Origin of the sequence: Traorella massiliensis (assembly GCF_900104665.1) — a bacterium.
In the GTDB taxonomy this organism is placed as follows: domain Bacteria; phylum Bacillota_I; class Bacilli_A; order Erysipelotrichales; family Erysipelotrichaceae; genus Traorella; species Traorella massiliensis.
Genome location: NZ_LT629968.1, coordinates 475553 through 488674 on the forward strand (window position 1 = coordinate 475553; position 13122 = coordinate 488674).

Annotated in this window: 11 protein-coding genes; 8 read left to right on the top strand and 3 right to left on the bottom strand. The window is 36.9% G+C overall.

Annotated elements, in window-relative coordinates; all coding sequences use genetic code 11:
* Window positions 1–225 precede the first annotated feature (225 nt).
* A complete protein-coding gene (locus tag BQ5367_RS06865; RefSeq protein WP_071441779.1) occupies window positions 226–1524 on the bottom strand; it encodes an alpha-amylase family glycosyl hydrolase in 1299 nt (432 codons plus the stop codon).
* A 220-nt stretch (window positions 1525–1744) separates the two neighbouring features.
* Between BQ5367_RS06865 and polA the strand changes: the two genes are divergently transcribed.
* From polA to nagB, 8 genes are all read left to right on the top strand, one after another.
* Window positions 1745–4324, top strand: a complete 2580-nt coding sequence (gene polA, locus BQ5367_RS06870) for a DNA polymerase I (RefSeq protein WP_071441780.1) — start codon at window positions 1745–1747, stop codon at window positions 4322–4324.
* Window positions 4324–5151: a DNA-formamidopyrimidine glycosylase gene (gene mutM, locus BQ5367_RS06875; protein ID WP_071441781.1), complete on the top strand. Its 828-nt coding sequence runs from the start codon at window positions 4324–4326 to the stop codon at window positions 5149–5151. Before polA ends, mutM begins: the two co-directional genes overlap by 1 nt.
* A complete protein-coding gene (gene coaE / locus BQ5367_RS06880; RefSeq protein ID WP_071441862.1) occupies window positions 5121–5723 on the top strand; it encodes a dephospho-CoA kinase in 603 nt (200 codons plus the stop codon). Before mutM ends, coaE begins: the two co-directional genes overlap by 31 nt.
* A complete protein-coding gene (locus BQ5367_RS06885; RefSeq protein ID WP_071441782.1) occupies window positions 5716–6879 on the top strand; it encodes a DnaD domain protein in 1164 nt (387 codons plus the stop codon). Before coaE ends, BQ5367_RS06885 begins: the two co-directional genes overlap by 8 nt.
* Window positions 6879–7787 carry an ATP-binding protein gene (locus BQ5367_RS06890; protein ID WP_071441783.1) on the top strand — a complete coding sequence of 303 codons (909 nt, stop codon included), beginning with the start codon at window positions 6879–6881 and terminating at the stop codon, window positions 7785–7787. The genes BQ5367_RS06885 and BQ5367_RS06890 overlap by 1 nt, the downstream gene beginning before the upstream one ends.
* Before the next feature lie 59 nt (window positions 7788–7846).
* Window positions 7847–8809, top strand: coding sequence for a 6-phosphofructokinase (gene pfkA / locus BQ5367_RS06895; protein WP_071441784.1), 963 nt, complete (start codon window positions 7847–7849; stop codon window positions 8807–8809).
* Between the two features lie 18 nt (window positions 8810–8827).
* Window positions 8828–10243, top strand: coding sequence for a pyruvate kinase (gene pyk, locus BQ5367_RS06900; RefSeq protein WP_071441785.1), 1416 nt, complete (start codon window positions 8828–8830; stop codon window positions 10241–10243).
* A gap of 143 nt (window positions 10244–10386) precedes the next feature.
* Window positions 10387–11109: a glucosamine-6-phosphate deaminase gene (gene nagB, locus BQ5367_RS06905; protein ID WP_071441786.1), complete on the top strand. Its 723-nt coding sequence runs from the start codon at window positions 10387–10389 to the stop codon at window positions 11107–11109.
* Between the two features lie 87 nt (window positions 11110–11196).
* On the opposite strand, the gene BQ5367_RS06910 is transcribed toward nagB, so the two are convergent.
* Window positions 11197–12864, bottom strand: a complete 1668-nt coding sequence (locus tag BQ5367_RS06910; RefSeq protein ID WP_071441787.1) for a diphosphate--fructose-6-phosphate 1-phosphotransferase — start codon at window positions 12862–12864, stop codon at window positions 11197–11199.
* 69 nt (window positions 12865–12933) lie between these two features.
* On the bottom strand, window positions 12934–13059 hold the full coding sequence (locus tag BQ5367_RS13925) for a hypothetical protein (RefSeq protein ID WP_268874440.1): 126 nt from the start codon (window positions 13057–13059) through the stop codon (window positions 12934–12936).
* Between the last annotated feature and the right edge of the window lie 63 nt (window positions 13060–13122).

Sequence of the window (13122 nt, forward strand, 5' to 3'; positions counted from 1 at the left end):
CCTTTTCTGTATAAAGTGATTTTGAACACACACATTATACGACAAGGAGGATTTTATTTTACAAGCAAAAACCACAGAAATGTCATAGGACTACCACAAAAACTGTTATACCAGACCACATAGTCACATAATTTTCACATAACCACATTTTCTGTTATAGGGGTAACCACACCACACGATATGGTATATACCGAATAAAAATTACGCAGCGATTGCTGCGTTTCTTTATGTTTTTAGGATAAGACTATCATGAGCCTGTATAGTTAAGGTAGATCGTATATGAAGGATGTCATCATTTAAAAGATTTTGATAGGTACCTTCAGGGATCTTTACCTCTGATGGATGATCAGCACAGTTAAGAGCAATCAAACAGTTATTTCTTTGGAAAACAAACTGTTCATTAGTCAGATAGATTTGTTGATAGTGAAGGTCATGAAAGCTTTCTTCTTTTATTTTGATTTCACCTAGTTTTTGTATGTGAGAAACTACATCATTTTGTTTTATATCATTTAGATGAACTTCTGGACGTAAAACTTCATCGCTGTGTTTAGAACGTTTGCCGGTGATGCCCCATTCGCTGCCATAATAAAGGCTAGGAATACCACACATCGTATAGAGAAGGGTCATGACATTTTTTAAATCACGTGGATCATGAAGGGCTGATGCAATGCGATCAACATCGTGATTATCTACAAAATTGTAAAGATAAAGATTTTTATAGATGCCATGATCGCCATGCTGACGATTAAAAGCATAGGCAATCTCGAAATAATTTTTAGTATTATGAGAGGAATAGATTCCTTTATAACATTCATAATTTGTAACAGAATCTAACATTTCCTGATTGGCCCATTGATTATAATCACCATGGATCACTTCCCCCATCAGCCAGAAATCTTTCTTTTTTGACTGAGTGAAGTTTTTTAACTGTTTAAAAAAATGAGGTGGAATGCAGTTAGCAGCGTCAAGCCGTAATCCATCAATATCAAATTCATCGATCCACATATTGACTGCCTGCAGCAAATGGTCACAGACATTTTGATTATATAAATTCAATTTGACAAGTTCATAATGACCTTCCCAGCTGTCATAGTAAAAAGGATCGTGATAGGGTGTAGTACCTTCAAAATGCAGGTTTGAGAACCATTCTTTATAAGGAGAATCCCACTTTTTCTCACAAACATCTTTGAATGCCCAAAATTCTCGTCCTACGTGATTAAAAACACCATCAAGGATTACCTTGATTTGATTTTCGTGCAGTTTCTGGCAAAGCTTTTTAAAGTCCTCATTTGTGCCTAGACGAGGATCGATCTCATAATAGTCAATCGTATCATAGCCATGACTTGAAGAGGCAAAAAGGGGACCGATATATAAAGCATTTACATGAAGTGAGCGTAAATGTCCGATCCATTGTTCAAGTTCATTGATGCGATGAACAGTTTGATTAGTCTGAAGCTTTTCACATCCGAAAAAGCCAAGGGGATAGATATGATAAAAAATAGCGTTTTGTGTCCAGTGGTTCATAAAGTTACCTCCATTTATATTATATCATAATTCATCTGGTTCATAATACCTGTATTATTCTCATCATAAGTTATGGATCATAAAATCATCAAAGCGGATAACGATCTTGAGTGAATGTTAAACTTTCTTTTTATTGGTAATAAAGTAGTAAGCATTTTTTCATATCTAATGTTTTTATAGTTGCATTTGTGGTAAAATAAATGAAAGCGAGGAGTTTTTTATGTCAAAAATATTATTAGTAGATGGAAATGCAATGCTTTTTAGAGCGTATTATGCAAGTAAATATGTTAGAAGAATGACGACTTCCAATGGTATTCCAACCAATGCTGTTTATGGTTTTATCAGTATGTTTAAAAAGGCAGTCGAGCTTTTACAGCCTCAATATGTCTGTGTAGCCTGGGATGCAGGAAAGCCTACCTTTCGTCATAAGGCGTATGATGCCTATAAAGGAACAAGAAAGGAATTAGATGAGGATTTGATCGTGCAGATGCCGATCATTCGTGAATATTTAGATCGTGCTCATATCTTTCGTTATGAACAGGAAGGAATCGAGGCGGATGATATCATTGGAACACTTTCAAAGATGTATCCTGATCATGAAACCGTTATTTTATCAAGTGATCGTGACCTTTTACAGCTGATTGATGATTCGACTTCTGTATTGCTGATGAAAAAAGGGATCAGTGAGATGCATTTGGTCGATGAAAAGGAATGTTTGGAAAGCTTTGGGGTAACACCTTCACAGATCATTGAATTAAAAGGACTGATGGGGGATGCCAGTGATAATATTCCGGGTGTCAAAGGTGTTGGTGAAAAAACAGCCTTGCAGCTCTTACATAGTTATGGAAGTGTTCAGGGAGTGTATGAGCATCTGGATGAGATCAAAGGGAAACTGAAAGAAAAATTAGCTGAAAATAAAGAAACAGCTGAACTTTCATTATATCTGGCGACGATCGTGCGTGATGCCAAGTTAGATATGAAATTAGAGGATTGTCTTTTTCAAATAGATGATGCTGGTCAGAATGAATTTTTGCGCAAGTATGAAATGAAATCGTTGCTTGTGGAAGTGAAGAAAAATGATGAGGTTCATGAGAAAAGTGAACGTCGTTTTGAGGTAGTTGATTCTTTTTCTATCTTAAAAGATGGGGTGAGCCTTGCTTTAGATGTTGATCAAGAGGAAGCTGGATATGCCAATATCTATGGTATTGCCTTATGTGATGGTCATGTTGTGGAATATATGGAGTGGGATCAGTTTTTGAAGGATGAAAAGGCAAAGAGTTTTCTTGCTGGAAATGCTTCTAAAAGTGTTTATGATGTAAAACGGATTTATCATCTTTTTAAACGTGAACAAGTTGAGGTTCAAATTGATTTTGATTGTATGATCGCAGCTTTTTTGATTGATAATAATATTAATTCTTATGCAGCTTTTATTGAGAAATATCAATTTGATACAGAAAGTCCTGATGAAATATATGGTAAAAGCGGTAAGGTAAAATTAGCGGATGAAACGATGCGTTATGAATATATGCGCTGTTTTTGCGGACGGCTTTATGAGGTGAGCATTCAGCTTAAAGAAGATCTGGTTAAAAATGGCTGTGAAACTTTGTTTAAAGATATTGAAATGCCATTAGCTAAGGTCTTATATGAAATGGAGAAAAATGGTGTCTGTGTAGATCAGAGCATTCTTGATGCGATCGCAAAGAAGAATCTGGCGAAAATTGATGAGTGCACCAGGCATATCTATGAGCTGGCAGGACATGAATTTAATGTTAATTCGCCAAAACAGCTGGCAGTAGTATTGTATGATGAGCTAGGATTAAAGGCTGGAAAGAAGCGAAGCACGGCTGTTGATGTGTTAGAAAAGCTTCGTTTTCAACATCCTATCATTGAAGAAATTTTAAAACAGCGTAAATACCAGAAGCTGTATTCAACGTATGCGGTAGGTCTTGTCAAGCATATTCAAAATGATGGTAAGATCCATACGACCTTCCATCAGTGTCTGACAACGACCGGACGTCTTTCAAGCAGTGATCCGAATTTACAGAATATCAGTGTACGTGATGAGGATGGAAAAGAAATCCGTAAGGCGTTTGTTGCCAGTGAGGGATGTGTATTAGTGAGTGCTGATTATTCGCAGATTGAATTGAGGATGTTAGCACATATGGCTCATGTTGATAAGATGATCGATGCTTTTAAGCATAATGCGGATATTCATACGGAAACAGCAATGCATATTTTCCATGTGAAGAAAGAAGAAGTGACTTCGCTGATGCGTCGTCAGGCAAAAGCAGTTAATTTTGGGATCGTTTATGGGATGAGTGCTTTTGGACTTAGTGAACAATTGGATATTTCTCCAAAAGAAGCCAAAGATTTTATTGAGAGCTATTTTGAGACATATCCGAATATTCAGAAATTTATGAATCAGTGTATTGAAGAATGTGAACAAAAAGGTTATGTAACGACTTTATTTAATCGTAAACGCTATATTCCTGAGATCCATGATAAGAATTATATGGTGCGTGAGTTTGGCAAGCGTGCAGCGATGAATGCACCGATTCAGGGAAGCAGTGCAGATCTGATCAAGGTGGCCATGAATAATATTCATCAGAAAATGGAAGAAAAAGGATGTAAATCAAAGCTGATCCTGCAGATTCATGATGAACTGATCTTTGATGTGCCTGAAGATGAGGTGGAAGTCATGAAAGAACTTGTAAGCTATGAGATGGAACATGCTATGGAGCTTTCTGTTCCTTTAAAGGCAGAGGCAAGTGTATCTCATAACTGGTATGAGGCGAAGTAATGCCTGAATTACCTGAAGTTGAAACGGTCCGCGCAACCTTAGAGGCACAGCTGCAGAGCAGGGTCATTGAGGATGTAGAAGTTCTGTGGCGAAAGATCGTGGATCAGGAGTTGGATGAATTTAAGCGTATCTGTCATCAAAGAATCATCCAATATGACCGATACGGCAAATATTTACTTTTTAGATGTGAAGATGTTACGTTGATCGTTCATCTTCGCATGGAAGGAAAATTTTATATCTTAGAGGATGAAAAGCCTTATGATAAGCATGTACATGTGATTTTTAAGCTGGATAACGGTCAGTATCTGCAGTATCATGATACTCGCAAGTTTGGCAGGATGAAGGTCGTAGATAATGATCAGGTGGATGATTATCTGCAATCGAAATCTTTGGGAAAAGATGCGATCGATGAAACAATAGATTCTCTTGAATTGTATCAAAAGTGGCATCCTAAAAAGATTCATTTAAAAAAGATGCTTTTGGATCAGAGCTTTTTAGCGGGTATTGGAAATATTTATGCGGATGAGATTTGTTTTTCATGTGGTCTTGATCCAACAAGTCGTGTTTATGATCTTTCTAAAAAAGATTTTGAAAATATTGTCTTTCATACACAAAGAATTTTAAAAGGGGCGATTGCAAGCGGTGGTACGACGATTCGTTCCTATACGAGTTCTTTAGGTGTAAATGGTCTTTTTCAGCTGAAATTAAAGGTACATGCACAGAAAATATGTCAGGTTTGTCATGGACCGGTAGAAAAGTTTATATGTGATGGAAGGGGAACCTATCGATGTGTCAAATGTCAGAAGAAAAAAAGAAGGCGTGGATAGCTATTAGTGGTACGATGGCGAGTGGCAAGTCCAGCGTTCTTGCTTATTTGAAAAGAAAGGGCTATCCTGTTTATGATTGTGATGCGATCAATGCTTCTTTGCAAGAAAAAGGTGAGGAAGGGTATGAAAAGATCGTAGAGGTTTTTGGTCATGGAATTTTGAATGAACAAATGGAAATTGATCGTAAAAAGTTAGCCGTTCTTGTATTTTCAAATAAAAATGAAAGAAAAAGATTAGAGGGTATCATGCATCCTTTGATCTTAAAACGTTTAGAAGGTATCAGATCTTCTTTGAAGACAATTGCTTTTGTAGAAGTTCCTTTATTATATGAATTGGGATGGGAAAAATATTTTGATTGTGACTGGCTGATTGTCGCAAATGAAAAGATGCTGGTTGAGAGATGTCTTATGTATCGTCAGATGGATGAAAAAGCTGCTCTTGCACGCATTCAGGCACAGATGAGTGTTGATGATAAGAAAAAAAAGGCAAAGGTGATCATTGAAAACAATGAGGATCTAGAGAGTTTATATCGAAAGATCGATGATCTTTTAGAAAGGAGCGAATATGAGTGAAATGAAGTATCAGATCGAACAGATCAAATCAATTGATTCTGAAGAACTGGCAAGTTTTGCGATTCTTTATGCTCCTTTGATGAAGCCTCTTTCCTATCAGTTTTATCTTTTGATGAGCGGTATTTTAGAGAGCCATGGCAGAATTAAAAATGCCCGTTTTTTCTGTGAAACATTGCACTGTACTCCCTTGGAACTGACAACTGCAAGAGAAGAACTGGAACGTTTCATGCTTATCAGAACATATCAGAGTGAAGATCAGAAAAGTTTGATCATTCAGCTAAGACCGATCAAACGTGGTTTTAAGTTTTTAAATCATGAAGTCTTAGGACGTTATTATCTGATGAAAATGGGCTCAAAAGCTTATCAGTTTGCGCTTCTATGTTTCAAGGATCCAGCTCTTTCACTTGAGGGATATGAGGATATCAGCAAGCCATTCCAGGCATCTGATATGAGCGAATATTCAATGAAAGAAGAAAGTGAATTTCAAGTATATCGTATTCAGCGAAAAGAAAAGAAGGGCGGATTTGATACTGCTCGTTTCTTAAAAAAATGCAGTCGTCTCATTTTCCCAACGGATCAGCGAAATAAAGAAAACTTAAGTGTCATTGAGGAAATGGGAAGCTATTATCATGTATCTATTGATGATATGATTACTTTTGTCGGCAAGGCAACTCCTAGCAAGACAATGAAGTTTAACCCTTTGAAATTCAAAGAACTGGTACGCAAAAAATATTTACCTTTACAAGAAGAAAATGAAAATGAATATGATATCAATCCTGTACGTTTTCTTCAGAAAAAGCAAAATGGTGTTATGCCAAGCAATGCAGATGCACGTCTTCTTGAAAATTTAAGTGGGCAGTTTAAGTTAAAGGATGAAGTGATCAATATCATGATCGAACATATCTTAAATAAAAATGATAATCGTTTAGATAAGAACTATGTAGAGAAGATAGCGGGAACATGGGTCAGAAATGGAATTGATTCAGCTGAAAAAGCCTTTGAGGCTTGCCGTCCAAAGGAAAAGAAGAGCGTATCTAAAAAGAAGGTAGAGAGAAAGCTTCCAGAGTGGTATACACAGGAAGAAGAGGATTATGAAGCAGCCAGCGAGGAAGAAATTGCGGAATTTAAGAAAATGCTGGAGGAATTGGAGAAATAATGGAAGAGATCAAGTGGAATATTCAATTGAATGAACAGCAGGAAAAGACTCGTCAGGAAAATATTGCCTTTTGTTTGCATGATGCCTTTGTTTTAAATTTTCTTAAAGAAAATGGTTTGAATGAAAGCTTTGTAAAGGAACATTCCGCAAAGTTAAAACAATGGGCAGAAAATAAAGCGATTTGTGCAAAATGTCAAGGACTGGATCATTGTCAGTTTGATCATGGGAAAACCTTTGAAATTATGATCGATGATGGATTTTTAACACAAGTTTATAGTAAATGCCGATATTTGAAGGAAGAAGAAGAAAAAAGTCAATATTTGAAGAATTACCGTCTTTTCCATGGAAATAATGATATGAAGCTCAGAGATTTTTCAATGCTTGATATAAAGCGTAGTGATTCTAAGGAGCTTTTAGAAGTCAGTAAGCTTTTGATGCAAAGTGAACATGAGAGAAAAGGGATTTATCTGCATGGAAAACCGGGGATCGGTAAAACATTTTTAATGAACTGTATGGCGAATCTTTATGTGAAAAAAGGTAAAACGGTGGCTTTTGTTAATTCAGCGACATTGATCAGTGATCTTAAAAATGGTTTTGGAGTAAGTGGCATGGCAGAAACGACATTAAATGTCTTAAAAAACTGTGATGTCTTGTTTCTTGATGACATTGGCGGTGAAAGTATCAGTGCCTGGAGCAGAGATGAAATTTTAATGCCGCTTTTAAATGAGCGAATGGAAAAAAATAAGAAAACGTATTTCACCAGTAATTATAGTTTTAATGAATTAGAAGAACATTTTAGTATTGATTCTAGAGGGAATGTGGACAGGATCAAGGCCAATCGGCTCATGGAAAGGATTAAAGCGGTTTCAGCTGAAAAAAACCTGAAAGGTGTGAATCGGCGCTTGTAATTCGCTAGTAAATAGATGAAAATAATGGTAAAATAGCAACGTGCTAAGGAGATGAAGTTATGGTAAAGCGGATCGGGGTTCTTACTTCCGGAGGAGATGCTCCGGGAATGAATGCAGCAATACGTGCTGTCGTACGTGTTGCCAATAGTGCCAATATTGAAGTTTACGGCATCTATGATGGATACCGGGGACTTGTAGAAGGGTATATCGAGCCATTGACACGTTCAGATGTGTCAGATATTCTGGATCGTGGCGGTACGATTCTAGGATCAGCCCGTTTACCTGAGTTTAAAGATGAAAAGGTTCAAAAAGCTGGTATTCACCAGTTGAAAAAAAGAGGCATCGAAGCCCTTGTTGTTATCGGGGGAGATGGTTCTTATCGTGGTGCATTAGCTCTGAGTCAAGCGGGTATCAACTGTATCGGACTCCCGGGAACGATCGATAATGATATTTCCAGCACTGATTTTACGATTGGTTTTGACACAGCCTTGCATACTGTAGTTGAAGCTGTCGATAAACTGCGAGATACTTCCAGTTCTCATCATCGCTGTAGTGTAGTGGAAGTGATGGGCAATCGTTGCGGGGATCTGGCTTTATGGGCAGGAATTGCTTGTGGAGCGGAAATCGTCGTAACTGCACAGACAGGATTTGAAGAAACGGAAGTTCTTGAAAGATTAAAGGAATTTGATGTCGTAAAGAAAAAGCGCCATGCAATTGTGATTATTTCAGAGAAGATTACCGATGTAGATGCCTTTGCGAAAAAAGTGTCATTGAATACAGGTTTCTCAGGAAGGGCAACGGTACTTGGTCATGTGCAAAGAGGTGGAAGCCCTACGCCACAGGATCGTGTATTGGCTAGCCGTATGGGGGAAAAAGCAGTTGATCTTTTGATTCAGGGAATCGGAGGACAATGTGTAGGAATTAAGGATAATCAAATTATCTCAGTTCCTATTGAAGAGGCTTTAGATATTCCTCGTTCGAGCAGAAAGAAATTGCAGCAGCTTTTCGACCGACTTGTTTAGTGAGGAGAAAACAAAAACATGGAAAGAAAAACAAAGATTGTTTGTACGATTGGACCTGCTACAGAATCAGAAGAAATGCTTGTCAAGATGGCAAAGGCAGGTATGAATGTTTGCCGTCTGAATTTTTCACATGAAACTCATGAAGAGCATTTAGCTCGTATTAACCGTATCCGTAAAGTTGAAAAGGAGAGCGGTTGTAAGTTTTCAATTCTTTTGGATACAAAAGGACCGGAAATTCGTACAGGAATATTTAAAAATGGACAGGAATCTTATGCAAAGGGTGATATTGTAACTCTTTGTAAAGAAGAAATTGAAGGAACGAAAGAGAGATTCCATATTCAATGTCCGGAAGTATTTGATGATGTTGAAGAAGGCGGAACGATCTTGATCGATGATGGTAAAGTACGCCTGACAATTCTTGAAAAACATCCAGGTGAATTGGTTTGTCGTGTTGAAAATCCAGGAGTGATCAAAAACCGCAAAGGATGTAATGTGCCAGGTGTTAAGTTATCAATGCCTTTTATTTCTAAGAAAGATGAAAGTGATATCCGTTTTGCATGCCGTCAAAATCTTGATTTCATTGCTGCCAGCTTTACAAGAAGAAAACAGGATATCCTGGATATTCGTAAGATTCTTCAGGAAGAAGGTAATGACCGTATTCAGATTATTGCAAAGATCGAAAATCAGGAAGGTTATGACAATTTGGATGATATCTTAAATGTTGCTGATGGTATCATGGTTGCCAGAGGTGACTTAGGAGTTGACGTTTCTGTAGAGTTAGTTCCTATTTATCAGAAGATGATGATCAAGCGTGCAAATGAATATGGTAAGCCGGTTATTACGGCCACTCATATGTTAGAGAGCATGCAGAACAACCCTCGTTCAACTCGTGCAGAAGCAAGTGATGTTGCTAATGCTATTTTGGACGGTACAGATGCCATCATGCTTTCAGGAGAAAGTGCTGTAGGCAGCTATCCTTTGGAAGCTGTAAATACAATGGTACGTATTTCTACTGCTATGGAAGAAATTCTTCCTTATCGTGAACGTCTTGAAAAGGCGATTTCTACTTCTAGAAAGACAATTGAAGATGCAATTGGTATTGCAGCAGCAGACTCTGCTACTTCATTAGAAGCAGCTGCGATCATCTGCTTTACATCTAGTGGAAATTCAGTAAAACGTATTTCTAAATATCGTTCAAAATCACCAATTATTGCAGTATGCTTCGAAAGAGATGTTGAAAGAAGCTTGGCATTACAATGGGGTGTTACAACTTATTTAAGTGATGTTCAGAATACACAGCTGAATGAATGTGAATTGGCTCGTCGTATCGCTAAGGAACATGGCATCAAGATTGGTGAAACGATCATTTTAGTTGCCGGTTATCCACAGGGTACAGGTGCTACGAACACATTAAAAATCATTGAAGTACGATAAAACAAAAATAAACAAAAAAATATGTTTGAATTTGAATTAAAAAATCAAAATCAAACATTTTTTTATAATTATTAAAAAAATTATTTAAAAAAATATGTCATTTATACAAAGAATCTGTTATCCTAAAAGTGGAGGTAGCGAATATGAAAGTAATAGTAAAAGATAATTATGAAGAAGCGAGTTTAGAAGCATTTAAAGTAATGAAAGAGGTTGTGGTTAATAAACCAAATGCTGTTTTAGGTTTAGCAACAGGATCGACACCATTAGGACTTTATAAGAATATGATCGAAGATCATAAGGAAAATGGTACATCTTACAAGAATATCACAACATTTAACTTGGATGAATATGTAGGTATCGATCGTAATCACCCTGAAAGTTATTATACATTCATGAACAAGAATCTGTTCAGTGGTCTGGATATTCCAGCAGAAAATGTACACTTGCCTTATGGTGATAAAAAAGAAGACTGTGATGCTTATGAAAAAGCCATGGAAAATTACCAGGTAGATATTCAGCTTTTAGGATTAGGTGGAAATGGACATATTGGTTTTAATGAACCAGGTACTTCTTTTGATGAAACCACTCATATCGTAGAGCTTCAGGAAAGAACAAGAAAAGATAATGCCCGTTTCTTTGAAAATGATATCAATCAGGTGCCAACTCATGCGATCACAATGGGTATTGCGACAATCATGAAAGCGAATAAAGTATTATTGATTGCCACAGGTGAAAACAAGGCAGATGCAGTGAAGGCCATGATTGAAGGTCCAAAAGATACAAGCTGTCCGGCAAGTGCTTTACAGGATCACAAAGATGTTATTGTTATTCTGGATAAAGCGGCTGCCAGCAAACTTACAAAATAAGAATCTAAAAAGACTTATGGAAATCATCAATCCATAAGACTTTTTTTTAGCATGTAAAAAGGTGATCATAGCAATCACCTTTTATATTTATTCTAATGTACCTTTTTCTAAAGCAAGTGTCTTTGTTGTGATATCACATACTTCTGCTGGTCCATAGTACTGAATAGCACCCGGATAAACAAAGCAAGTATTTTCAGCCCATTCTTCACGGTGAGCTTCAAAATATTTAAATGGCTTACCTTCAAGTTCTACAAGAGCTTTTTTGATAACTGGCTTATCTTCACCATGTCTTCTTTCGATATTCATCATCTTTGTGATTGGCATACCACCGGCAACCCATTCACTTGCTGGCTTAGAAAGATTTGATACTTTTGATAAATAACCATTATAGCCATACTGAATCAGCATGAAAGCATTGTAGCCTAATGAGTAACAGTAATCAGCATCAAAGTTAGAAGGGAAAGCACATCTTCCTTCGTATCCTAAGAAATGATGTAAGGTACTGAACTTACCTTTATATGTACCGGCTTTCTTTCTCTCTTCTAATTTATCTTTAACTAAAGCTGAGAACAATTTTTCTGATTCGATCAAAGAAACCTGAACATTTCCATGAGGATCTCTTTCAAGGAATAATTGCTGCTGGATACTTACTGGCAGAATAGCGAAGACTTCCATTGATTCTTTTGTCAGACCTTTTTCAATGAAAGCATATTTATCATCCCAGGTAGGCAGGGCATTGAAAGCGTCAGCCTTGCTTCCGGCAAGAAGTTCATTGATTTCATGAATCAATACAGAGAATTCAGGTACAAATTCTACAACTCCTTCAGGAATGATCGCAACACCGAAGTTCATACCTTTAGCAGCTCTTTTTTCAACAGAGTCAGCAATGTAATCAGCAATCTGCGAAAGTGACATTTTCTTTTCTGCAACTTCTTCAGAAATCAGACAGATATTTGGCTGAGTTTCTAGCGCACACTCCAAGGCAACATGAGAAGCACTGCGTCCCATGACTTTTACAAAGTGCCAGTATTTCTTAGCCGAATTGGCATCTCTTTCAATATTACCAATGATTTCGCTATATGTCTTTGTAGCTGTATCGAAACCAAATGAACATTCGATATCTTCATTCTTCAAATCACCGTCGATCGTTTTAGGGCAGCCGATGACCTGAACACCTGTGTTGTGAGCTGCAAAGTATTCTGCAAGTACCGCAGCATTTGTATTAGAGTCATCACCACCAATGATAACGATTGCTGTAATACCATGCTTTTTACATACTTCCGCAACAATTGCAAACTGTTCGTTTGTTTCAAGTTTTGTTCTTCCTGAACCGATGATATCAAATCCGCCTGTATTTCGGTATTCATTGATATATTCATCATCAAAGATCAGATAATCATCTTCAATCAGTCCAATTGGACCATTTTTAAATCCATAAAGAATATTTTCTGGATTTGTAGCTTTTAAAGCATCATAAAGACCACAAATAACGTTGTGTCCGCCTGGGGCCTGTCCACCTGAAAGAATGACACCAACGACCTGCTTTTTAGCTTCAGAAGTATTCTTTCCTTTCTCAAAAGTAATTTCTTTTTTGCCATAAGTGTTTGGAAAAAGTGCTTTGATCTTATCCTGATCAGCAACACTTTGAGTTTCTTCGCCTTCCTTCACACAAATATCGGCAATACCATTACGAAGCATTCCCGGTAGTTTTGGAGAATACTCATATCTTGCTTTTTGCAGTGATGAAATTTTCATAATTCCTCTCCTTTTCTTATTCACATACATCTAAATTTTATGATATTTCGTTTAAAAAGTAAACTGTTTTTACATCTTAAATAAGAATAATAATAACCAATGTTCCATCATAGAACATGTATAAGGACAATAAATCAAAGGATGGTTAGATTTATGAACAAAATTATGACACATTGGACAATTTGTCGTAATCATTAGCAATCTCCTCTTGACAGTGCTAAAAAGATGACTATAATCATAAGTGTAATCAGGAAGAAC

Excerpts from the sequence above, each read along its gene's own strand:
- nagB (WP_071441786.1), top strand. The coding sequence starts at position 10,387 with ATGAAAGTAATAGTAAAAGATAATTATGAAGAAGCGAGTTTAGAAGCA.
- BQ5367_RS06885 (WP_071441782.1), top strand. The coding sequence starts at position 5,716 with ATGAGTGAAATGAAGTATCAGATCGAACAGATCAAATCAATTGATTCT.
- pfkA (WP_071441784.1), top strand. The coding sequence starts at position 7,847 with ATGGTAAAGCGGATCGGGGTTCTTACTTCCGGAGGAGATGCTCCGGGA.
- coaE (WP_071441862.1), top strand. The coding sequence starts at position 5,121 with ATGTCAGAAGAAAAAAAGAAGGCGTGGATAGCTATTAGTGGTACGATG.
- BQ5367_RS13925 (WP_268874440.1), bottom strand. The coding sequence starts at position 13,059 with ATGATTACGACAAATTGTCCAATGTGTCATAATTTTGTTCATAAATCT.
- mutM (WP_071441781.1), top strand. The coding sequence starts at position 4,324 with ATGCCTGAATTACCTGAAGTTGAAACGGTCCGCGCAACCTTAGAGGCA.
- BQ5367_RS06910 (WP_071441787.1), bottom strand. The coding sequence starts at position 12,864 with ATGAAAATTTCATCACTGCAAAAAGCAAGATATGAGTATTCTCCAAAA.
- pyk (WP_071441785.1), top strand. The coding sequence starts at position 8,828 with ATGGAAAGAAAAACAAAGATTGTTTGTACGATTGGACCTGCTACAGAA.
- polA (WP_071441780.1), top strand. The coding sequence starts at position 1,745 with ATGTCAAAAATATTATTAGTAGATGGAAATGCAATGCTTTTTAGAGCG.
- BQ5367_RS06865 (WP_071441779.1), bottom strand. The coding sequence starts at position 1,524 with ATGAACCACTGGACACAAAACGCTATTTTTTATCATATCTATCCCCTT.
- BQ5367_RS06890 (WP_071441783.1), top strand. The coding sequence starts at position 6,879 with ATGGAAGAGATCAAGTGGAATATTCAATTGAATGAACAGCAGGAAAAG.